This window comes from Butyrivibrio sp. INlla16 (genome assembly GCF_900104155.1).
Classification (GTDB): Bacteria; Bacillota; Clostridia; order Lachnospirales; family Lachnospiraceae; genus Butyrivibrio.
Map to the genome: position 1 here is coordinate 12,780 of NZ_FMYB01000039.1, position 22,769 is coordinate 35,548.

The 22,769-nt window shown below is 39.6% G+C and carries 19 protein-coding genes; 2 read left to right on the forward strand and 17 right to left on the reverse strand.

Annotated elements, in window-relative coordinates:
• Positions 1-4 precede the first annotated feature (4 nt).
• The 9 genes from BLR42_RS15905 to BLR42_RS15945 form a co-directional block, all read right to left on the reverse strand.
• On the reverse strand, positions 5-706 hold the full coding sequence (locus BLR42_RS15905) for a 5'-methylthioadenosine/adenosylhomocysteine nucleosidase (RefSeq protein WP_091871164.1): 702 nt from the start codon (positions 704-706) through the stop codon (positions 5-7).
• Positions 707-865: 159 nt separating this feature from the next.
• Complete coding sequence (locus tag BLR42_RS15910) at positions 866-1,852, reverse strand: aldo/keto reductase family protein (RefSeq protein WP_091871167.1); 987 nt, start codon at positions 1,850-1,852, stop codon at positions 866-868.
• Positions 1,853-1,864: 12 nt separating this feature from the next.
• Positions 1,865-2,938: a zinc-dependent alcohol dehydrogenase family protein gene (locus BLR42_RS15915; protein WP_091871168.1), complete on the reverse strand. Its 1,074-nt coding sequence runs from the start codon at positions 2,936-2,938 to the stop codon at positions 1,865-1,867.
• Positions 2,939-2,949: 11 nt separating this feature from the next.
• On the reverse strand, positions 2,950-3,405 hold the full coding sequence (locus BLR42_RS15920; protein WP_091871171.1) for an RbsD/FucU family protein: 456 nt from the start codon (positions 3,403-3,405) through the stop codon (positions 2,950-2,952).
• Between the two features lie 29 nt (positions 3,406-3,434).
• On the reverse strand, positions 3,435-5,525 hold the full coding sequence (locus BLR42_RS15925; RefSeq protein WP_091871173.1) for an alpha-galactosidase: 2,091 nt from the start codon (positions 5,523-5,525) through the stop codon (positions 3,435-3,437).
• On the reverse strand, positions 5,525-6,349 hold the full coding sequence (locus BLR42_RS15930) for a carbohydrate ABC transporter permease (RefSeq protein ID WP_091871177.1): 825 nt from the start codon (positions 6,347-6,349) through the stop codon (positions 5,525-5,527). Before BLR42_RS15930 ends, BLR42_RS15925 begins: the two co-directional genes overlap by 1 nt.
• Positions 6,350-6,362: 13 nt before the next feature.
• On the reverse strand, positions 6,363-7,250 hold the full coding sequence (locus BLR42_RS15935; protein WP_242879377.1) for a carbohydrate ABC transporter permease: 888 nt from the start codon (positions 7,248-7,250) through the stop codon (positions 6,363-6,365).
• Between the two features lie 119 nt (positions 7,251-7,369).
• Positions 7,370-8,734, reverse strand: coding sequence for an ABC transporter substrate-binding protein (locus tag BLR42_RS15940; protein ID WP_091871183.1), 1,365 nt, complete (start codon positions 8,732-8,734; stop codon positions 7,370-7,372).
• Between the two features lie 146 nt (positions 8,735-8,880).
• Positions 8,881-11,082 carry an alpha-galactosidase gene (locus tag BLR42_RS15945; RefSeq protein WP_091871186.1) on the reverse strand — a complete coding sequence of 734 codons (2,202 nt, stop codon included), beginning with the start codon at positions 11,080-11,082 and terminating at the stop codon, positions 8,881-8,883.
• Between the two features lie 172 nt (positions 11,083-11,254).
• On the opposite strand from BLR42_RS15945, the gene BLR42_RS15950 reads away from it, so the two are divergent.
• The gene (locus BLR42_RS15950; RefSeq protein WP_091871189.1) at positions 11,255-12,142 is read left to right on the forward strand and encodes an AraC family transcriptional regulator; all 888 of its coding nucleotides are present in this window, start codon (positions 11,255-11,257) and stop codon (positions 12,140-12,142) included.
• 112 nt (positions 12,143-12,254) lie between these two features.
• Here BLR42_RS15950 and BLR42_RS15955 read toward each other — a convergent pair whose 3' ends face one another.
• Positions 12,255-12,794, reverse strand: a complete 540-nt coding sequence (locus tag BLR42_RS15955) for an NADH peroxidase (RefSeq protein ID WP_091871192.1) — start codon at positions 12,792-12,794, stop codon at positions 12,255-12,257.
• A gap of 248 nt (positions 12,795-13,042) precedes the next feature.
• On the opposite strand from BLR42_RS15955, the gene BLR42_RS15960 reads away from it, so the two are divergent.
• Complete coding sequence (locus BLR42_RS15960) at positions 13,043-13,900, forward strand: MurR/RpiR family transcriptional regulator (protein ID WP_170832828.1); 858 nt, start codon at positions 13,043-13,045, stop codon at positions 13,898-13,900.
• A 3-nt stretch (positions 13,901-13,903) separates the two neighbouring features.
• Here BLR42_RS15960 and BLR42_RS15965 read toward each other — a convergent pair whose 3' ends face one another.
• The 7 genes from BLR42_RS15965 to BLR42_RS15995 all read right to left on the reverse strand — a co-directional run bounded on the left by BLR42_RS15965 (position 13,904) and on the right by BLR42_RS15995 (position 22,764).
• Positions 13,904-16,120 carry a type 2 periplasmic-binding domain-containing protein gene (locus BLR42_RS15965; RefSeq protein WP_207648561.1) on the reverse strand — a complete coding sequence of 739 codons (2,217 nt, stop codon included), beginning with the start codon at positions 16,118-16,120 and terminating at the stop codon, positions 13,904-13,906.
• 47 nt (positions 16,121-16,167) lie between these two features.
• A complete protein-coding gene (locus BLR42_RS15970) occupies positions 16,168-17,256 on the reverse strand; it encodes a hypothetical protein (RefSeq protein ID WP_091871200.1) in 1,089 nt (362 codons plus the stop codon).
• 28 nt (positions 17,257-17,284) lie between these two features.
• Positions 17,285-18,820, reverse strand: coding sequence for an MBOAT family O-acyltransferase (locus BLR42_RS15975; RefSeq protein ID WP_091871202.1), 1,536 nt, complete (start codon positions 18,818-18,820; stop codon positions 17,285-17,287).
• A gap of 72 nt (positions 18,821-18,892) precedes the next feature.
• Entirely contained in the window at positions 18,893-19,654 is a 762-nt protein-coding gene (locus BLR42_RS15980; protein ID WP_091871205.1) for an exodeoxyribonuclease III, read from the reverse strand.
• Between the two features lie 20 nt (positions 19,655-19,674).
• A complete protein-coding gene (locus tag BLR42_RS15985; RefSeq protein WP_091871207.1) occupies positions 19,675-20,946 on the reverse strand; it encodes a chloride channel protein in 1,272 nt (423 codons plus the stop codon).
• 55 nt (positions 20,947-21,001) lie between these two features.
• A complete protein-coding gene (locus tag BLR42_RS15990; RefSeq protein ID WP_022761787.1) occupies positions 21,002-21,208 on the reverse strand; it encodes a hypothetical protein in 207 nt (68 codons plus the stop codon).
• Positions 21,209-21,315: 107 nt separating this feature from the next.
• Entirely contained in the window at positions 21,316-22,764 is a 1,449-nt protein-coding gene (locus tag BLR42_RS15995) for a GGDEF domain-containing protein (RefSeq protein ID WP_091871210.1), read from the reverse strand.
• Positions 22,765-22,769: the final 5 nt, after the last annotated feature.

Here is a 22,769-nt window from a genome sequence, read left to right on the forward strand (position 1 = left end):
ATGGTTAAATAGCCATAATAAAAGCTTCGGTAAGTGCAGCACTGTCCTTTGCTGCCTTCTTTTCAAACTCAGGATAATCCATTATATCGCTGCCATCTGCCTTGTCCGATATAGCACGAAGTATTACAAAAGGTATCTTGTTGAGGAAGCAGGCCTGAGCAATTCCGCAGCCCTCCATCTCACAGCAAAGGCCATCGAATTCCTTCTTAATCGTATCCTTAACGGAATTATCCGAAATAAACTGATCTCCCGAGCAAACTCTTCCATCCCACAGTTTTCCTGTAATGTTTGCAGTATCTGCTGCCTTCCTGATATTCTCCACCATCCATGCATCAGCCTGAAATGCCAGACATCCTGTCTGAGGAATCTCACCCTTCTTATATCCGAAAATTGTGGCATCCACATCATGATAAACTGCATCTGTTGATACAACGAAATCACCGATATCTATTTTTGCATCAAGTGAGCCTGCTGCCCCTGTATTAATCACATGGGTTACCTTAAAGTCATCCACAAGAATCTGTACGCACAGAGCCGCATTCACCTTACAGATTCCGCTTTTTACAACGATTACTTCGGTATTTCCGATTTTTCCTTCATTAAACTCCATGTTTGCTTTAGTCAGTGTTCTTGACACCGTCATTTTCTTTTTCAGGCTTTCGACCTCTATTTCCATTGCACCGATTATTCCGATTTTATAACTCATAATTCTGCCCTCTTTCTACTCTGCTCCTATGTTTCATCATGCTTATTTTTTATGCAGTAATACTAATCTAAATTTATCATCTTCCGCCATCTGTGACAACGCATACAAAAAAAGGCACAGAAAAACATTTCCGCACCTTCTTGAATCATTATATTTATTTCATTCCCACAGCTGTGTCCAATCCTCGGCTCCCGGCCACAAAAATACCTGTCCCTTAACCAATCGACAGTTTCTTTCTGCCTTCTTTAGTAATTCCATCTCCTCATCAGTAAGCGGATCCTGCGTCGTGCATTTCAGATTTGAGATGTACTGAGGCTGTTTAACTGAAAACGGAATGGGGCACATTCCTCTTTGCACAGCCCACTTTAGGCATACTACAGCAGGATGTATATCATGGTTTTTGGCTACAGTCAAAACCTCTTCCAGCTCTGTGTCGGCAACATCTTCTGATGTTCTGTCTCTTTCAGGTCTGCTTGGTGACCCTATGGGGCAAAAGCCTATGGGTATTATTTCATGTGACACTGCATAATCAAACAGTTCCTGCTGCTGGAATGAAGGATGACATTCCATTTCAAGAGCAGCCGGCTTTATTCTGCATAATGGAAGAACCTTTTCAAGCTTTGAAACAGTCATATTGGACATTCCTATGGCACGGACAATTCCTGCATCCACAAGCTCCTCACATTGCTTCCAGGTATCCATGAATTCTTCTACGGAAAAGGGCTTTGAATCCGGATTTCTGGAATCCCCGTCGCAACCCGGCGCATGATAATTCGGGAACGGCCAATGCACAAAATATAAATCGATATATGACAGCTTAAGGTCACTCAGACTTTTTGAGCATGCTTTCTTAACTTCCCTATGCTGGTCATTCCATACCTTTGATGTAATAAACATCTCCTTGCGGCTTACGATTTTTTCTGAAAACAGGCGCTCGAGAACTTCTCCTATCTGACTCTCATTCTGATATACCGATGCACAATCAAGCATCCTGTAGCCTGCTTTTACTGCGCCGTATACTGCTTCCGATATCTGATCCGGAGAATATTTATCAGAGCCGAAAGTACCAAGTCCCATAGCAGGCATAACCGCTCCGGTATATAGCTTTCTGAAGGGTACCTTTTCTATATCTATTTTTTCACTCATGCCGGTACTCCTTTACTTTTCGTCCTGATCACCAAAAATTACTGCAACCTTACCGCACTGTCCGGAGGCCATAAGCGCATAAGCCTCACCTGCATCATCTATGGAAAACTCATGGGTTATCAGTTCATCCGGATGTATCTTCCAACGAACCAGCCTGTCAACAAGTTCTTCCATTCTCCACAGCGATGTCACCCAGGATCCGTATATTGTTTTTTGTCCGTGAATTATATCAGGACTGGGATTAAAGCTACATGTACCTCCTTCTCCGACAAAAGCTATTTTCCCATAAGAATGTGTTGCACGTATCGCAAGCTGTCTTCCGGGATCAGATGCTGAGCAGTCGATTGCTTTCTCTACTCCCCTTCCGCCTGTAGCCTCAATAATCTTATCAAGAGTGTCGTCACCCGGCTTAAATACTTCTGTTACAAGACCCAGCTTTTTGGCAAGTTCGATTCTGTAATCATTCATCTCAACACCGATAAGCTGATTGGCTCCTAAAGCCTTGCACAACATAAGTGTGGCGAGTCCAACAGGTCCAAGACCCGTAACGAGAACCGCATCATTTCCGCTTATGCCTATTTTCTCTATAGCCTCATATACGGTTCCAAATCCACAGGCAACCTGGGCACCATCTTTGTAACTTAACTCATCCGGAAGAGCAATAAGATCCTTCTCATCTGCAAGGATGTATTCTCCCATTCCTCCGTTCCTCTGCCAGCCATAAGCAGCACGAAACTTACTTGTGCAGGAGATGTAATAACCTCTTCTGCAGTCATTGCATACTCCGCAGCCGGAGATGTGGTAGACAATAACGCGGTCACCTTTCTTAAATCTTCTCAGTCCTTCTCCCTCTTCCACTATAAGACCGCAAGGCTCATGTCCTGCTATCATTCCGGGAATGTAGCCTTCAGCACCTTTACCGGTATGTTCTCTGTAAATGCAGCGGATATCGCTTCCGCAAATTGTTGTTGCCTTTGTCTTAATAACAACCTGTCCGTACCCGGGCTTTGGAACATCAAACTCCTTAAGTTCCACAGTCGAATTACCGGGCAGAATTGCTCCTTTCATTCTCATCTTTACAGCCATTTTTTACCTCCCTATACAACTCCTTTTCTCAGAATAATGTTCGCATACAGCGCCTTCTCCGAAGTCATTACCACACAGCAGGATTTCTCTCTTGTCCTGTCATAGAATTTCCACTTATTGATTTCTTCAAAGGCCTGTGCCCCTCGCTTATCATATTTTGAAACTATATTCTTATATTCATCCCATATAGGTGTATCCAGTTTTCCTACATCACCTGGCTCAAGGGACATCAGCATACATGGTGCAATCTGTTGTCCGTTTTGATCCGGATAGGTATCAAGCGGAAACACCTGAAGAATTGCATCAAGTATCTCCGGAACTCCATGTCCGTCAAGTCTTATCACCGGTTTTTCAAAGGTATGACCCGGAAAATTGCCGTCAGCTATTGTTATCTCATCTGTATGTCCCATCTCACATAGAACCTTTAGTAGTTCCGGGGACAAAATAGGCGGAATTCCTTTAAGCATCTGTGTCCTCCTTATATTGGGATGATTCTTTATTTTTCTTTTTTCAAAAGTACTGCTACAGCATCAAAATTTTCTTCAAACTCTATTAACAGGCGGGAATCCTGCATCCTTATCTTGTGATCACCACTTTCATAAATCTCCGTGATCTCATAGCCTTCTTTCAAAGGAATCTCAACTAATAATCTGTCCTTATGTTCAAAGGCATGAGCAATAGCAAGGGCTTCTCCGCTTTCTCCATATCTCAGTGATGCCTGATAATCCTTGAGTGCCCGGTTCGATTTTTGAAAAGGTCCAAACATTTGAGTGACACCCTTTGCGATAACCGGTGTTGTCTTTTTATAGAAATTTGTGCCCCTGTCGGTCAGTTCCCATTGCTCCTTGCTTAGTTCAAATACGTCTCCGGAGATGCAGAGTACTCCGTACATCCCGGCACATATCGAATATGCGATTCTCTTTGGTTCGTCCGTTTTTCGAAGCACAGACCATATCTGACTTTTTGATGGCAAAATAAGCTTTTGAAGATCAGCTGCAATAACCGGTATTTCTTTTTCCTCATGGGCATCCGAGAAAGATAGATAATCTGCCAGTTCCATGAATCCGGGTTCTAGTCTGTGCCCTCCTGATGAGCAGACCTCAATGGCGATACCCGGAACATTTTCACGTATCTTTTTATAGAATCTCTTGGTCCCTTCTATGCATTCTCTTAAGCCTTCGCCGTAGCTATCGCTTCCGTCACAGCCTATACCTATTGTGTCGTTATAATCAATTTTGATATATTTGAATCCGTTTTCATTTAAAAAGTCTATTACTTTAGCTGTGAGATAATCATCCACCCACTTGTTTCTCATATCCCAGAATTTTCTGGTTCCGGAAATTATGATCTTTCCGTCTCTCGTAAGCAGATGCTCTTCATCCGATACCGAATCCGAATCCTTACCTACTACCTCAAGTTCAAACCATATGCCTGCCTTCATGCCTGCATCGTTTATCTTCTCTACTACTCTTTTAATTCCTCCGGGGAAAAGGTCATCCGCAACCCTCCAGTCTCCCATATTGTCCTGCCAGCCTTTGACAGAATCAGCATACCAGCCTGCATCTATAACAAAATAGTCATAGCCCCTTCCTTTTATAACCGATAGGATTTTTTCAATGTTCTCTTCGCTTGGCTCTCCCCATGTGGTGCAATACTCATTGAAAACAAGAGGGAGTTTCGATACTCTCTGCTCGTCTGAAAGTTTATCCTTTTGCACATCCAGAAGTCTGTCGCATACCGTTTCAAAGTTGTCGGAAGATACTGTTAAGTAACACTCCGGAGTAATAAAAGTATCTCCGGATTTTATAATCTTTCTCCAGTGACCAAATTCATAATCTGCAAGTCCGCAGGTTAGGCTTAAATTCTCATCCATACGGACAGCTTCTATCTGCCATGAACAGGAGCAGGCGAGAGTGGCTCCCCATATCACTCCGGCTTCCTTATCTTCTACTGCTGCAAATGGGAAAAAACCTCTGACAGGCATTGATCCTGTAGTTCCAAACTTTTCACATCTGACACCGAATCTTGCCCATGACGGCTCGAGCATAAGATCCTCAATCGAATCCTGAACGTGACGTCCTTCTGCGCTCCATCTGCTTCTGAACCTGTGAAGAACAAGCCTTCCCGTAGCTTCATCATCTGCATAAGGAGTGATCCCGGAAAGGCACATTGATGACAATGCCTCTAAAGTGATATCTTCATTGGTATCATTAATCACCTTCGTATAAACACGAAGTGCCCGTGACTTTTTACTGCCTATAACAATATGCTGTAGTTTTATACCTTCGGCTGATGTCATGGTGGTCACGATTTTTGTATGATCACTTTCTTCTGCACATTCCTGCGATACGAATTTAAACGACATGGTCATACCCGAATTATGTCTGGTCATCCCAGCAGCAAATCCAAGAGAGGTCGAATCGCCCAGACAGGAAATCTGTACAAGGGGATCAGGTCCTCCTTTTTCCCATGCGGGGTTCTTATAGTTTTTTGGCACTACCGAAAAAGAAACCTGTCCCTTTGCAGATACTATATATACCGCATCCATATCATTTATGGATACAATCTTAAGTTGTTTATCACTCATCACAATTTACCGCCTGAAGTTGCTATACCCTCTATGAACTGTTTCTGGAAAATAATGTAGATCAGGATCATCGGCACACAGGAAATAAGAGCCGCCATCATAAGTTCAGGGTATTTTTGTGAATATTGACCGTTCATCTTTGCGAGTGCACTTGCAAGTGTGGTTGCTCTGTTATCAGGACAAACTATCATAGGCCACATAAGGTCCTTATATGCAAATACCGCAGTAAATATTCCAAGTGCTACCATTGCCGACTTTGTAAGCGGAGACATTATATATAAAAATGTCTGAGGAATATTACACCCATCAAGCCTTGCAGCTTCTTCTAGATCTCTCGGAAGCTGCATATAAGCCTGTCTTAACAGAAATGTTCCGAATGCAGATACAATTCCCGGAAAAACAAGTCCCATTACCGAGTTGGTTAAATGAAGTTTACTCACCATTACGTACTGGGGAATGATAAAAATCTGTACAGGTATCATCATCTGCAAAAGTACCAGCGCAAACATAATATTTTTGCCCTTGAAATTAAGTCTCGCAAAAGCATAGCCGCTGAGGCTCGCTGTAACAACAGCAAAAAGAATACGAAGAGCAACCATGGAAAGTGTATTGATATATAGCTTTACAAAATCCATAGCATATACTACGTTGTTAAAATTCTGAGTCTGCCATACCCTTGGAACAATTATAAAAGGATCCACCTGCATTGTTTCCGCAGTAGTCTTGAAAGCTGTCAGAAACATCCACAAGAAGGGTACCAGCATGGTGATTGATACAATTGTCAGAACTAAATAAATAGCTATATTTGTCAGTGTTCTTTTCATTGCTGTCTCCTTCTTATTCGTAGTGAACCCATTTCTTCTGACCAATCAGCTGAATCACTGTAAGGACCAGTATAACTGCCAGAAGGACAACTATAACGGTTGCACCATATCCCTTTTTACTCTGCTCGAAAGAATACTTGTAGAACAAAAATACAAGTGATTGCGTCTTTTTCCACGCAGGATTATTCAGATCGATCATCATATATATTAGGTCAAAGACCTGCATTGCCCCGATAATTCTTGTGACGAGTACAAAGAAAATCGTCGGAGATATAAGCGGAATCGTAATGTTTATAAGCTGCTGCCATCCATTTGCACCGTCAAGAGATGCCGCCTCGTAGTAGTCACTTGGAACCTCCTGCAACCCTGCAAGGAAAAGTACCATGCTGTATCCTATAACTGACCATATACCGATTGCAGCAATCGAATAAATTGCGATATTCGGGTCCGAAATCCAATTGACTTTTATATGGAATACATTATTTATAAGTCCAAAGTTGGAGTTGTAGAGCCACTTCCATACCATTGCTATCGCTGCCGGAGCAACTACCATGGGAAGGAAAAATATTGTTCTGAAGACATCTCTTCCCTTGAGCTTTTTATTTAGTAAAACCGCCAGCAAAAGAGCTATAACAAGTGATAGAGGAACTTCCACAATTGCATACTTTGCTGTATTCCATAAAGTCTGCCAGATTTCACTGTCTCCCAAGACCTTCTGGTAATTCGCAAGTCCGACAAATTTGTTGCCTTTTCCGAAATCTCCCGTTTTATAAAAACTCTGCTTTATAGTATCAATCATCGGATAGATATTCAGAATAAACAATCCAAGCATTGTAGGAAGAATAAATAACCATCCCCATATAAACTCACTTTTCTGTCTTGAAGTAAACTTCTTATTCACAGCTTTCTCCTCAAAATACGTTATTAGTAATACCATGGCTGTTACAAATAAAGATGCGCCCGGGGCTTTTCCCCGAGCGCGCCCCTTTTTCTATCTCTCTTTAAGAGCTCAGATATACATTACTCCTCTGCAAGATCTGCGTTCATCTCAGCAGCGATGTCCTTACATACTTCATCTACAGGCTTCTCTCCTGTCCATGCATCCTGAAGCTTCTCGATCATCATATCTTCCCAGGTAGTTGTATCTCTTGAATAAGGTCTGAATACGAGCTTAGCATCAAGCATCTTCATATGTCCGTTAAGATCGAATGCCGGTACGGAATTAACCCATGCATCGGATGTTCCTATGTATGCAGACATTGTTACGCCAAGTTCTGCCTGTTTGATCTGTGCTTCCTTGGAACCGAGGTACTCGATAAGTGACCATGCAGCATCAGGATTCTTTGTATTAGCTGCTGCTGCCCATCCAAGTCCGTTATAGATGGAAACGCGGTCATCAGGTGAATTTGTGTAAGGTAGAACTGCTACGTCACAGTTCTGTGATGTGTATTCGTTGTCACGATAACCTGCAAGCATCCAGGAACCGTTGATTGACATTGCAACCTTGTCTGCCTGAAGAAGCTCATTGGGAGCTGTCTCGGATACTGTTGCAAGATCAGGGCATGAACCCTCAGCTATCATATCCGTAAAGAGCTTGACTGCCTCTATAGTCTTGGGATCATCCATTCCTGAGGTCTTCTTATCATCACTGATTACATATCCGCCGTATGAATAAATGGTATTGTAGTAACCCTCCTGGTTGTTACCCGGAGCAATTGCATATCCCCAGTGTTCATCATTTGTAAGCTTCTTTGCGTTTTCAGCAAAATCTGCCCAGGTCCAGGTGTCATCGGGATAAGGAACACCCATCTCATCAAAGATTGTCTTGTTATACCAAAGAGCAATTGTATCTATATCCTTCGGTACCGCATACTGCTTTCCGTTTGACTGATAAAGCTTTACGATACCTTCGTAATAGTTAGCCATATCTATCTTATCGCTGGCTGCGATCTTGTCTGTAAGATCAAGAAGCTGATCATTCTCCATGTATTTCTGTGCTACGTTTGAGTGCATCCAGAATACATCAGGAAGTTCCCCTCCTGTAGCGCCTGCTTCAAGAAGTGTCCAATAATTATTCCAGTCAACAACCTGTATAGTTGCTTTAACTCCTGACTGAGCACTCCAGTCATCTACAATCTCCTGAAGGCCGGGTCTTTGTCCTTCATCCCATATGGTAATTGATAATTCACCCTCAACACTACTTCCGATACTTTCAGGCTCAGCTTCATCCTCGGTAGTATCTGCAGGAGCTTCTTCATTTGCTGCAGATGCTTCCTGCGTTGTTGCAGGTGCTTCTTCTGTTGTCGCAGGAGATGAACTTCCGCAACCCATCATTGAAACTACAGTAACAGCAGTTAGCAAAATAGCGAGTGCTTTCTTTTTCATTACTTTTTTCCTCCTAATACAATAGTTTTAATCTGCCAATACCTTAAATAGCCTTCTCCTGATTGCAATTCAATCATAAACAATAAGGCATTTAATGTGGATGTTCTTTTGTGCAGTTTTGATGTCATTTTGTGATATCGATTTACTCATACTGCTTCAATAACGCTTACAAAGGATGAATAGTCCTCTGAAATTGTAAAACCTTTGTTATAGAACTCTGAAAGTGTTATACCCATATTCATTAGTTCATCGCCGTAATATTCTCTGTCTTCCATCTTGTAAAGGGTTTCTTCATCAAGTCCTGCAAGTCTGAGAAATCCCGGGAGAGTATTGACATTGGATTTCATACAGTAGAACCCTACGATGGCTTTTTTCTTATCCTTTGATACCACCATCCATGCTGTCTGATCTGTCTCAAAGGGCGATCTGAGTCTGTAAAAGTCGCCAAACTGGATAAGTTCTCTGTATTTTTTCATAAACTCAATCTGTTCTTTGACCTCTTCGAAATCCTTGGAACTTATCTCGTTAAGATCAAGTTCATATCCGTAGGTACCAAAATATGCAACATTTGCCCTTGTCGCTATGGAAGTACTCCTCCCTGTCTGCTGATTCGGGACATTCGATACATGGGAGCCTATCGAAACTATCGGATATCCATAAGATGAACCATACTGGATCCGAAGTCTGTCTATAGCATCTGTATTATCAGAGCACCATGCCTGCGGCGCATAATAGAGCATACCCGCATCAAATCTGTTTCCGCCGGATGAACAGGATTCAAACAATATGTCAGGAAATGTCTCTATCAGCCTAGTATAAAGACTGTATACTCCTAAAACATATTTGTGATAGATCATTCCCTGTTTTTCCGGTGGACTGTCCATGCTAAACACTTCCGTTAACGGCCGGTTCATATCCCACTTAATATAGCTTATGGATGCTCCGCTTATTACCTTGTAAAGCATGTTGTATATGTAATCAACTACCTCTTTTCTTGAAAAATCCAGCACAAGCTGATGTCTTCCAAGTGAGGGCTTTCTTCCCGGTACGGCAAGCACCCACTCAGGATGTCTTCTGTACAGATTGCTGTTTGGATTTACCATCTCCGGTTCGATCCAAAAGCCGAAATCAAGTCCCATAGCATTGATTTTTCTGGAAAGTCCTGCCATCCCCTGGGGAAGCTTTTTGGGATTCTCTACCCAGTCTCCGAGACCTGCAAAATCGTCGTCTCTTTCTCCGAACCAACCATCATCTAACACGAATAACTCAACACCTGCCTGCTTTGCTTTGGAAGCGATATTCAGAATACTTTCCTCCGTGAAGTCCATATAGGTTGCTTCCCAGTTGTTATTCAGGATAGGACGCGGCCTGTTTTTCCATTTTCCTCTTACCAGATTGTTGTTATAAAGTCTGTGATATGTCCTGCTTAAATCATTAAGGCCTAGATCCGTATGTGCTATAACAACTTCGGGAGTTACAAAGCTTTCTTCGCTTTCAAGTATCCATGTGAATCTCTCGGGATTTATACCCATTACAATTCTGAGTCTCCCGTATGTGCTGCCTTCAGCTGCCGCAATAAAATTTCCGCTGTAAACAAATGAAAATCCAAAAGCTTCTCCCGAAAAATCGTCGGTCTTAGGCCTTTTCATGATTACAAAAGGATTAAAATTGGCGCTGGAAGTCCCTCTTTTGGATTCGACAGCTGTTATTCCGTTTGTCAGTTTTCTGACCTCAGGTATTCTCTCTCTTGCCCACGCACCGGTGAACTGCATCATCTCGTAGTTCTGGTCGGGAAGGTCCAAGCAGCAGGAAAGTGCTTTTGTCAGCTTGACCGTATCTTTTCCTTCGTTTCTAAATTCCGCATGTCTTGCTACAACCGGATAGTTATCAAAAATAGTATAGAAGAGCGTAAGTACAATTTTGGCCTGCTCGTCCTCAAGAAGTACCTCAAGAGTCATGGCTTCCTTTTCCTCATTGGCATATGTTGCGGGAAGTCCTGTTAACTCTTTTTTACCTTTGTAAATGCTGTGGCTCTTGTATACAAAAGAACTGATTCTTGATCCGTTTTCGGTCTCTACCTCAAAGGCAGGCATTCCGAAATCTGTTGTTCCGAAGGATGGATACTCCTGACGGTTAAGTTCCATCGAATAGCTCTCTGTATCAGCATCCACCGCAATATTGGGCATTCCCATCTGAAAAATTACATATGAGAAATTATCCCTGTCATGAATCCTTTTTCCGAAATAAATGTTGGTAAGTTCCCCGGATGGGGCAACGGCAATGATATAGCTGATTCTGTCGTTATACAAATGAAAATGCCCGGATGATTTATTACAAATAATATTCATTCGTAAAGCCTTTCTTTAAGTCAGTTGATAAACTACATCCGCAATCAGATAAAGACACCTTTAGTTTATTATCGATGTTCAAAAAAACTAATGGCATTTTTTGATTTTTTGATGTCAAAATTTGACTTTTACTATATACTTTTAAGTAACATTTTGACATGGGAGGAATGGTATGGCTGAAGAGCTTGTTGGATGTGATTTTTGTAAATTCGTTAACTATGAAGATTCAGATGATTTCTACCTTTATGAGATGGGTACCAACAAGTGTGAGCCCTTATATTCTTACGAACATCTCGTAAAAAACCGCATTATTATCCATTTTGTACTAAACGGCAAAGGAATAATAAGGCTTGGCGGAAAACAATACGATGTTGGCCCTCATCAGATTTTTCTTATTCCTCAGGATACCAGAACATTTTATCAAGCTGATAAAGATGATCCCTGGGAATACATTTGGTTCCATATCGGTGGTCCGAAAATTCCGCAAATTCTAAAAGAAGCCGGACTAAATGCATCTCACCCGGTATATACTCCCATAGCATGCGCAGACAAGATTGAAGCTCTTGCAAAAGATATGCTGGATAACTATGCAAGGCAGTATTATTGCGTAGGTACACTCTATAAAATATGTGATTATATGATCGAGAATTCGCAAAATAAGCCGGAGGATAATTATGAAAACTCGCTTCTTTATGTTAAGAACGTAATTTCATATATTCAGCTTAAGTATTCCGAACATGTGAAGATTGAGAACATTGCTATCTCCCTTGGTCTGAACAGAAGTTATCTCACAAGATTATTCAAGGAAGCAACCGGCTACTCTCTTCAGGAATATCTGTTGACCTACAGAATGAAGATGGCAATAAGACTTTTATCCGAAAGCAGACTTAGCATATCTGAAATTGCAGAAGCTGTCGGCTACACCGATACCTTTACTTTTTCCAAGGCTTTTAAAAGGCATTTTCATAAGTCTCCTTCTTCCTGCAAAGGAATTGATTACAGCATAGCTACCGGTATGCTTGGACGTGCCCGTGCTAATATTTTGAAAAAGAATTCCTGAATAATCCGAAAAATAACAAATTTTCAATATGAAAGTACATAAAAAGAGAGAATCAACGTAGACTGACATTGATTCTCTCTTATAATTTTTCCTATAAATTCCTAATTTTATCTTACTTAAAATATCTGTCAAGAAGTCCCTTGAACGCTTTTCCGTGTCTCGCCTCATCGCGCGCCATTTCATGTACGGTGTCGTGGATAGCGTCAAGATCAAGCGCCTTGGCACGCTTAGCAAGATCTACCTTCCCTGCTGTTGCGCCGTTTTCTGCATCAACTCTCATCTCAAGATTCTTCTTTGTTGAATCTGTAAGAACCTCTCCCAGGAGCTCTGCAAACTTAGCAGCATGCTCTGCCTCTTCCCAGGCAGCCTTAGCATAGTAATCGCCTACCTCAGGATAACCCTCTCTGTAAGCCTGACGACTCATTGCAAGATACATACCAACCTCTGAACACTCGGCGTTAAAGTTTGAACGAAGATCCTCCATAATATCTTCCGGAGCACCCTTAGCAACTCCTACAACATGCTCAGCTGCCCATGTTAACTCGCCTTCCTGCTTTGTGAACTTGTCAGCAGGTGCATGACATATAGGACATTCTGCCGGGGGCTGATCTCCTTCGTGAACATAACCGCATACTGCACATACCCATTTCATACTATATAATCTCCTTTCTTTTCGCATAAGATATTCAATTCTTATGCCTAATTAACTTAGTTATCATGAAAAATTCATCCTTACTGATATTTAGTATAACAAATAAATCCTATACATTTTATCGTTTATAAAATTTTAATAAATACAGAAATATATTATTGTTATTTAATAATGTAATTACTGTTTTTGCGATATACTATAGATGGTTAATTATGTTAGTCTCACGTCTACAGGAATGGAGATCGACTATGTCATTATTAGAAGAAAGAATTAAAAGTGTTTATGCAAATCTTACGCGAGAAGAGCGAAAAGCAGCCGATTACTGTTTAAAAAATGATTCAAGTATATATAACAATACCGTTGCCGAGCTTGCAGAAGCTTCAGGTACAACACAGGCAACCTGGAGCAGATTTTCCAAATCCCTTGGATATTCAGGTCTTAAAGGTCTGAAAAGAGAAATTTTCTCAGATGCCAAAAAAGCTGAAAAAGCAGGACCTCATATTGAATTCAAGGATATCAACCAGTATACCTCCATGCAGGCAATTGCTGATAATATCTGTGCTACAAGCTCTCAGGCTATTCAGACAACCTACAGGCTGTTTGATACCCAGTCCTTTGAAGGAGCTGTAAATGCCATAGTCGGTGCAAGAATGATCAGAATATTCGGAGTTGGAAGCAGTTCTCTTGCAGCCTCCGATCTTTTCACCAAATTCCAGAGGCTATCCTACAATGTGACATACAACGAAGATTATCATAACAGTCTTATGAACGCAGCACAGCTCCAGGAAGATGATGTCGCTATCTTCTTTTGCGATTCCGGAAAAAGTGATGCGATCATGCAGCTTCTGAAAATTGCGAATGACAAACATTCCGAGACTGTTGCCATCACAAAGCTCGGCAACAGCCCTTTGGCTCAGGGATGCAATCATGTACTCTTTACAACATCACCTGAAATCGATAAAAAAAGTGGTGTCACAAGCTCAAGATTTGCTCAGCTTTTCCTTGTTGATACTCTGTATACGGCAGTTGCTAACAAGGATTTTGCCAATATAAGACAGCATCTGCAAGATTCCTACGATCTGTTCCATGATATGGGATCTTACTAATACTTATTCTTTCAAATATTTTTCTATCCTGTGCTGAACAAGCGATGATGCTTTTTCTGCGTTTATATCCCCGATGTAGTAGGGCTTTAACGATTCTGACATAAGGCTTACTATCTCGGGGTTTCTGTATTGAAGCTTGTTCAGGGAATAAATGAAATTTTTCATATAGAATGCCTCATTAGATGTAAGCGGAGTTATAACAAATTCTTTTTTTCCAATTGTTATTGTACTGTTTGTATCAACTCTTTTTCCAGAATCATCTATGTAATAACGGGCTCTGATAGATTTATCCATAAGCTGGTCCAGAGCCTTTTCGTATACCGGAAAACCCCATTCTACGCTGTACTGATACTCATCAAGCAGGAAATATCTTATGAATTCATACGCTTTTTCCTTATACTCGCTCCTACTGTTTATGGAAAGCATCATTCCCGGTTCAATATACGAAATTCCTCCACCTATTGAAGGATATCCGTTGAAAAATATGTCAGATCCAAAATATCCGTCACGAATTATACGATAGTCCTCAAAGCTTGAAATATTATAGGGAAGCAACATTGATTTGTTTTCAATATAGCAGTTTGAATCAAGAGGCTTGTAATTCTCGCTATCCTCTGCTCTTTTTACTTCTCTTATAAGACTTATAAGATTGATGAAATTATAATTCTGAAAATCACAGGTTTTTTCTTTTATATCTATGAAGTCGAATCCCGATGTTTCATATAAGATATCAGAGCCTGCAAAATTCATGGTTCCCATTACATTCTGAATTTTGACGTTGTGCTTGTTGCACAGATTTCTATAGTTAGACAGACTGACCGTCTCTCCTGCAAGAAATTCACTTGAAGCAGCACATGTATTAATTGAGAAATATGGCATTATTGCAAACTGCTTCCCATTTTCTTTAATAGCCCTTGTAATATTATCAATATACTTTCTTGAAGAAATATCCGGATCATTTTTTAAATAAGAATCTATGGGCTCAAGAAATCCTTTTGAACGAAGGTCGCACATATCCGAATATGAACTAAGAATCAGAATATCCGGACCGCTTCCTTTTTGCATATCCTCCAGTAATCTTCCGTATGCGGAATGGTAGCCAAGAAGACTGTTTTCTGTATAATCTGTCAGTATGATATTGAACTCTCTGTTTTCCTGATTGAATATATTAACCTGCTGTCTTACAAAAGAATCGCTGGTGGTAATTCCGATTGTAATGGATTTTTTTTCATCGCTCAGAATATCTTTTTTCCTCATTGAAAATGCACGACTGCTTGCCGTGTTATAATCTGCAATAATTTCATATTCATCATTATTTTTTTCAAATAAAAGAACGATATTATCCGCATAAAATCCGGAATCAATCAGGTCACATATTTTTCTTGTTTTTTCATCCCCTTTATTAAAGGCATATATACAGTTTTTATCTACATAATAAAAGTCATTATCAGTTCCTGTAAAAAACGATGTTCCCAAAGGAACTTCCTTGGGAATACTGCTCTTTTTCCCAAGATTCATTTTCTTGGTATCAAATTCATAAACTATATATTTCCAGCTGCTGTCAGTTTCAACTGCGAATACTGTTCCGTCCGGTGCTATAAGTAGTTCACGGTCACCATGTATATCTCCTTTATCTTTGGAAACAATAGTTTTCCCTTCTCCTGTCATCTCATCATACAAAGATAAACCTTCTGTGGAACAGGTAAGTATTCCTATTTCTTTGACATAAGCCATATCTCTGATGTAACCCTCAGCATCCTGGGTAGTTAACGCTGCTGCCCAGATTTGATCACCCGAAGGAGAATACTTTACAAGTTTCTTTTCTCCTTTTCCGCTATACTCATAGTCATCAATAATATTATCAACGCCCTTTTTATCGGGATAAATAGTCCTTAAAACAAAGAAATTATCATTATTATCCGTGCAAAGATAATCAAATCTGGTATTACCCGAGCCTATAAGAATTTCTTCCGCTCTTGTTTGTCCATTCTTTATACGGGAAAAACTGTAATTAATGTGACCGTCATTGTTGCTTTTCTTTAACCCGTAAATCCCGCTGCTGTCGTAATTCAGGGATATATACTCATTGTTTTTTAAAAGTTCTATTCCCAGGTCCTCAAAATCATAGACATAAACATCCGCACCGGTTTTCTGTGCTCTGTCATCATCACCGCCAAAATTTGCACAAGAGCACAGAAAAGCCATAGTGCATAATAGCACTACAGCTTTCCCCCATTTTATTAAATTCGATAATTTAGTCTCTGCTATCATTGCTCGTAAGTAATCTGGCCGTTTTCCTCATAAGGTACTATGAGTTCATTAACTATTCTGTCTGACAGGTTTTTCATATTATCAAGTATATCTTCATAATTTGCCTCTGTCATCCTATTTTCATCCTCTACCATCTTATCCAGCATATATTTATTGATTTCCGGTGAAAAGTGGATGGAATCCATATAATTATCCAGATTTGTTATTATCTCTTCCTCATCCTGAAAACAGAAAACTCTTACATTTTCATATTTTAAAAGAGCTTTAACCATCTCCTTTTCACAGTGGATAAACGCATCTCTTTCTCCGGTTCTGTATATTCCGTCCCACCAGAGCATAGAGTAAGCCGGGAAAAAGAAATAAAACTCCGTATCAGGATGATTTTTCACTTCGTTTGTAAGTAGTTCAATATTACCCGATAGTTTATCATCATAAACGGTTTCATCCATCATGGACTTTTTTTCCTTTGGCCTGAAATATAAACCAAGGGCACTCTCACTTCCAAAGTTTTTCCACTTAGCCCAGTTATATGAGAGATTTTCATCGTAATCCACAAGATATGAATTAACCAGCATATATGGTATCTTCTCAAAAATGACACCCTTGTTATATAAATATCTGATGTCATTTAAGGGATTTTTATCATATAGATACATCGGACATCCCGTAGATTCGAAGGTCGGAGCTGCCTCCGCATTAAGTGATGAAGGGTCTATATTATAAAATATTTTCTTTATGTCATTACCTGATGAAAAGGCTTCATCCAAAAGATAACACAGATCCGCTGTCGCACCGTACGAACGTATCGCCTTTATGGATTTACAATTAAAGGCTTCGTCATACCAGCTGTTGTCATTGTTCTCGGCAACCGATGATCCTACAATAAGTGCATCATAATCAAAATGCCTCAGTGTTCCTATGCATTGATATTCCTTATCATTGAGAACAGCCTTCATGCCAAACCACGGCTTATGATAATGAAAAAAGGGATCTATAAGAAAAACCATTACTCCTATCAATAAGATAATGATAATAACAGTTCTTATAAAGTTTTTTATGAAGTTTACATCTTTGTTTTTGTTCATGTTATTACTCGATAAAATCAGCTCGCACTCAGAATTGGAAGTATATAAAAGTGCTAACCTGTGATAAAGAAATAAAGGACCAGACAAAAAGTATTACAAGAAACGCTGTAAATCTCTTTGATGGTGCTCCGCTATCCACAATTTCTTTCGCATTTTTGCTTCTTATAACGATAAATGAAATTATAAGAAGGATGATCCAGCTCACCAGATAAACCATATTTGTCATGTTTTTTGCATACAGGTTCGTCGCTGTTGTCGCAAGATAATTCTCAGGTATATCAAGCACTGCCGAAGTCTTATACATAAAGCCCGGCCAGGTAGGTATAAACAACTGCTTAAAATATTGCAGGGCATAAGTCATATTCTGAGATCTAAAAAATACCAGCGATACAAGGAACATAATATAAGTTAATATCTGTCCTATTTTCTGAGGTATTATAAACATTGGCTTTTCTCGTAAAAGATAATTCTTTTTTATATCTCCTTTTGTGGCAATTATTCCAAGATCATCAAAGACGACCATAATTCCCATTACAAGTCCCCAGCATATATATGTCCATCCAGCTCCGTGCCAGAAGCCGCTTAAAACGAATACTATCAGGACGTTAAGAGCTGTTCTTAGCTTTCCTTTTTTTGAACCACCAAGCGGTATATAAACATATCTAACAAAAAATCTTGTAAGTGTCATATGCCATCTCTGCCAGAGGTTTCTTACACTTATTGCTTTATAGGGTGAGTTAAAATTTCTTGGAAGTTCTATTCCAATCATCATACTGACACCCTCTGCCATGTCGCAGTATCCCGAAAAGTCAAAGTATAACTGCAATGAATAAGATATAAGAACCAGAAGGCCCGTCAGTGTATCCATGTAGTAGGTATACTGAAATCCATAATCCGCTATCTTAGAAAGATTATCTCCAAGCAGTACCTTTTTTGAAAGACCTATCGTAAAAAGTTCTATGCCTTTTCTGAAGTTTTCAGCTGAGGGCTTTCTCTTTTCGACGTCTCTGAACTGGGATATCATTTCTCCCGGAAGGGCAATGGGTCCCTGAATTATTTTTGGAAAAAAAGTGATGTAAAGAATGTATTCTGACAGTGATACCGATTCCATGTCAAAAGACTCTCTGTTGTCAGTCCCTTTACTATATCTGTATGAATCTATCAGAAAAGCTATCTGAGAAAAGACATAAAAGCTTATTCCTATAGGTAAAATAATCTTCAGTTCGGATAATTCTTTTCCTAATACTGCAAAAATGTTTGTAAGAAAAAAGTTTGTATATTTAAAATATCCGAGAAGTAACAGGTTTCCGATTATTCCCGTAGCTAAAAAAGTCTTGGAAAATCCTTCATATTTTGTCATCAGCTTTGTAATACCAAATGTACCGATGCAGGATATTAAAAGAATAATGACAAAATTAGTTGAAAAAAGTTCATACAAAACTAAAGAAGCCGCAATAAGGGATAAATCCGCCAGCTTCCGTTTCTCAAAATAGTTTAATCCGTACCAAATAATAAGGACTACGGGTAAAAATATTAAAATAAAAGAAAATGAATTAAATGACATGATATAATTATAGGGTGTTTTAGGTTTAAGGTCAAAAACTCCGCGGATTTCTCCGCAGAGTTTATATTATAATTACTTCAGTAATAATCCCACAGGACAATGATCCGATCCCATCTGATTTTTATAAATAACAGCATCTGCAAGCTTGTTTTCAAGCGACTTGGATGTCACAAAATAGTCTATACGCCATCCCGCATTCTTAGCTCTTGCTTGAAATCTGTAAGACCACCAGGAATAAGCTCCCTCCAGATCCGGATAAAAATATCTGAAAGTATCAATTAAGTCAGAAGCTACAACGTTATCAAATTTCTCGCGCTCCTCATCAGTAAATCCGGCATGTCCTCTATTGGGTTTGGGATTCTTAAGGTCTATCTCCTTATGAGCAACATTAAGATCACCGCAGTATATTACCGGCTTTTTTTCCTCAAGAGTTTTTATATATTTAAGGAAATCGTCCTCCCAAACACATCTGTATTCGAGTCTTGAGAGATCATCCTTGGCATTTGGAACATAGACTGTTATGAAATAGTAGTCCGGATATTCGGCAGTAATTACTCTGCCCTCATGGTCATGTTCTTCTATTCCTATTCCGTAGGTTACGTTTATCGGCTCTTCCTTTGTAAACAGGGCTGTTCCGGAATATCCTTTTTTCTCAGCATAGTTCCAGTACTGATGATAGCTCGGAAGGTCAAGCTCTATCTGTCCCTCCTGAAGCTTTGTCTCCTGAAGGCCTATTACATCAGGCTTTTCCTCTTCCATAAACTTTTGAAACTCTCCCTTGGATACGCAGGCGCGAAGCCCGTTTACATTCCAGGACACTAATTTTTTTGACATACTCATACCCCTAATATTTTTTATCTGGTCTTATGATTAATATACTTGTTATGGAACTTAGAATACATAATTTTCTGTGATCCGTAAACTCCGTAATAACCTGAAAAGGTATAGCTTAGAGCTATCGTTAAAAGGAAATATGGCATTCCGTTATATCCAAACATTTCAAAGCATAAAAGAAGAGATGAAATAGGGCAATTTGTAATTCCGCAGAAAAGTGCTCCCATCCCTATTGCTGAGCAAAGTGCAGAATTAAATCCGAATATCTGAGAATACAAGCATCCGAAGGTTGCACCTATATAAAGTGCCGGAATTATCTCACCACCCTTATATCCGGCTCCCATAGTGACTGCCGTAAATAGCATCTTAAGCGCAAATGCAGGATATGGCGCTTCTCCCTTGGTTGCAAGCTCTATAACATCCATTCCCGCACCGTTATAGTTATTATTTCCTACAAGGAGTGTTAATAATACTACGAGACATCCACCTACAAAAATTCTAAGATATGGATTCTTAAAATATTTTTTGTAGAGTTCTCCGCTCTTTTTCATAACTATGCAAAACAGAATACTTATAAGTGCACATATAACTGCAAGTACAGATCCCTTTACAGCATTATCCACAGTAAACTCCGGAACTATGCTCACAGTAAACACATCCGGTACTGTACCAAGATATGAAGCAAGACTGCTGGAAACAAGAGCAGATAATACACATGGAATAAGAGCTGCATAATACATTACTCCAACAGCCTCAATTTCCATAGCAAGAAATGCTGCCGCCATTGGTGTCCCGAAAAGTGCTGCAAAAGCGGCACTCATTCCGCACATTGTAATTATTTTACAGTCATCCTCATCAAGTCCGATAAGCTCACCAAAATTGTGCCCTATACTTCCTCCAAGCTGCAAGGCAGCGCTTTCTCTTCCGGCACTACCACCGCACAGATGAGTCAGTATAGTTGCAATAAAAATAAGAGGTATCTTTCTTTTAGGAAGATGGTCTCCCGCTGAGATAGTAGTTATAACAAGATTTGTACCTGTGTCCTCATACTCTTTTGACAGTCTGTATAGAAAAACTATTATAAGACCTGCCAGAGGCAAGAGAAAAATCATAAAACTATGTGCTTTTCTGAACTGCGTAACAATCCTTATTCCATGGAAAAAGGCAGCCCCGACTGCCCCTATAATAATTCCCACTATCACACCAAGCACCAGCCATTTAATTGTACCGGTGAATCTTCTTATCTGGTGCTTATAATGCGGTTCTTCTGTATTTGGTATTTGATTAGACATATTAATTCCCCACTATATCTAATAAGCCTCTCTAAAAAGAGAGGCTTAACCTGTATTATTTATTCATTGACGCAATAAGTGCATCTATCTCTGACTGACTAAGCATTTTACTGCTGTTTGCAGGATCCGGAGGAGCTGCTGCCGCTGCAGGAGTAGCTGCAGGCATACTAAAATTCCCCGCACCTTGCTGTGAAGATTTTCCCATTATGCTTGCTAATAATGCCTGCTGTTCAGGATCTAATCCATTTGCATCTGTTCCCATAGTTTATCCTCGTAAATAATTGTCCGTAATACTCCAATTAAGCACATTTTATCTTGTTTTTGTTATTTTCACAACCTTGTAAATTCTAAAAATATACTTAACTGTTTTTATTTTCCTATGGTCTCCATACGGCGCATATTCTTCAGATTGTCATCCGTTTCCTTCAGCATTTCTCTAAGAGACAGGCTTTCCTCATAATCGAATTCGCAGATTGAATAAATCAGATGATTCAGATATTTAGTATTATCCATAAGAAGCTTGTTATTCTGTCTGGCCATCTCTGTACGAAGTTCTTCAGCTTTTTCTTCCTCTGTCGTAACTTCTATTACAGCGAATTCATCTCCTCTTATTCTTCCGCAAACACTGTTTTCACCGAACACTTCCTTAAGGATTTCGGCAACCCTTTTAACAGCATTGTCTCCCTCATCATGACCGTGAATTGTATTGATATTTTTAAGTGAATCCATATCAATATATGCAACTACGGCATAGGTTCCTTCTTTGAAATCGGATTTAAGAAGATCATAAGCCTTTGCAAAAAATCCTCTTCTGTTCGGAAGATCTGTAAGATAGTCCTCATCACCGATATGATCAAGGACCGAACCATCTCTTGCAAGTTCTTCCTGACACTGTGTAAGCTCTTTCTCTGTGTCATACAGGAATTTTTTGAGGAAATTTATTCTTATTGAGCTAAGAATAATTCCGGTAATAAGATCATCGTAATTCTCTATTCTGAAAGAGTCATCAAATCCCATAATAAAGAATCCGTACTGCTTATCTTTTCTGAATATGTTTCTAATGACCTTAGTGCCTTTTATTTCCGATAGATCAAAAATATCAGATGTCTCCATATCCTTGATTTTCTCTTTTTTTCCGGCCTTTCCGTCTTTGATAATTATTATTCTTTTACAGTGTTTGGGCACATTCCATCCCTTTTTTAAGGAACATATCTGAGGATTTTCAAGGAAAAATACTTCTATGTTATCAAAGCACTTTTCCATTTTCTTTATAGATTCATCATAATTCTCTTTAGAGTAATTAGCCTGTGATGCAATCTCTGAGAAACGTGCCGTTTTTCCTATAATATTAATTATGGATTCCTTTGAAAGGCTGTTTATTTTCTGCCTTTTTGCTTTTACTTCATTACCGGATATTTTCCTGATAATCTGTTCAATTGCAAGAAAACCCTTTTCATAGGAATCTGTATCCTTTGTATAGGATACGCACTCGAAGCCTTCCATATTCGAAAGAGTAAGAAGCGGTTTTTTACCGAATTGCTTCAAAAATGCTTCCTTTTTGAGAATAGGAGCTTTATTTCCGATATGCTCTATATCCACAATAAGTCCATCAAAACCGGCTTCATAGATATAGTCATAAACTGCCTGATACTGATAATCATAAGCTCTTTCTTCGCTATAATTCTTATCAGTAATCATTACTTTACCGGGAAAAATGACAAGCTCTACCCCTAAGTCCCTGGCAGCCGCATCTGCTCCAAGACAAATATTACATGTATTATTGTCTTTAAATTCGGATATTAAAAGTCCAACTCTCATAAGAT

Bases quoted from the DNA above. Each gene is read 5' to 3' on its own strand.
- BLR42_RS15945 (WP_091871186.1), bottom strand. From the start codon at position 11,082: ATGAATATTATTTGTAATAAATCATCCGGGCATTTTCATTTGTATAAC.
- BLR42_RS15910 (WP_091871167.1), bottom strand. From the start codon at position 1,852: ATGAGTGAAAAAATAGATATAGAAAAGGTACCCTTCAGAAAGCTATAT.
- BLR42_RS15990 (WP_022761787.1), bottom strand. From the start codon at position 21,208: ATGGGAACAGATGCAAATGGATTAGATCCTGAACAGCAGGCATTATTA.
- BLR42_RS15995 (WP_091871210.1), bottom strand. From the start codon at position 22,764: ATGAGAGTTGGACTTTTAATATCCGAATTTAAAGACAATAATACATGT.
- BLR42_RS15940 (WP_091871183.1), bottom strand. From the start codon at position 8,734: ATGAAAAAGAAAGCACTCGCTATTTTGCTAACTGCTGTTACTGTAGTT.
- BLR42_RS15920 (WP_091871171.1), bottom strand. From the start codon at position 3,405: ATGCTTAAAGGAATTCCGCCTATTTTGTCCCCGGAACTACTAAAGGTT.
- BLR42_RS15975 (WP_091871202.1), bottom strand. From the start codon at position 18,820: ATGTCATTTAATTCATTTTCTTTTATTTTAATATTTTTACCCGTAGTC.
- BLR42_RS15950 (WP_091871189.1), top strand. From the start codon at position 11,255: ATGGCTGAAGAGCTTGTTGGATGTGATTTTTGTAAATTCGTTAACTAT.
- BLR42_RS15905 (WP_091871164.1), bottom strand. From the start codon at position 706: ATGAGTTATAAAATCGGAATAATCGGTGCAATGGAAATAGAGGTCGAA.
- BLR42_RS15925 (WP_091871173.1), bottom strand. From the start codon at position 5,525: ATGAGTGATAAACAACTTAAGATTGTATCCATAAATGATATGGATGCG.
- BLR42_RS15980 (WP_091871205.1), bottom strand. From the start codon at position 19,654: ATGTCAAAAAAATTAGTGTCCTGGAATGTAAACGGGCTTCGCGCCTGC.
- BLR42_RS15970 (WP_091871200.1), bottom strand. From the start codon at position 17,256: ATGAACAAAAACAAAGATGTAAACTTCATAAAAAACTTTATAAGAACT.
- BLR42_RS15955 (WP_091871192.1), bottom strand. From the start codon at position 12,794: ATGAAATGGGTATGTGCAGTATGCGGTTATGTTCACGAAGGAGATCAG.
- BLR42_RS15915 (WP_091871168.1), bottom strand. From the start codon at position 2,938: ATGGCTGTAAAGATGAGAATGAAAGGAGCAATTCTGCCCGGTAATTCG.
- BLR42_RS15985 (WP_091871207.1), bottom strand. From the start codon at position 20,946: ATGTCTAATCAAATACCAAATACAGAAGAACCGCATTATAAGCACCAG.
- BLR42_RS15960 (WP_170832828.1), top strand. From the start codon at position 13,043: ATGTCATTATTAGAAGAAAGAATTAAAAGTGTTTATGCAAATCTTACG.
- BLR42_RS15930 (WP_091871177.1), bottom strand. From the start codon at position 6,349: ATGAAAAGAACACTGACAAATATAGCTATTTATTTAGTTCTGACAATT.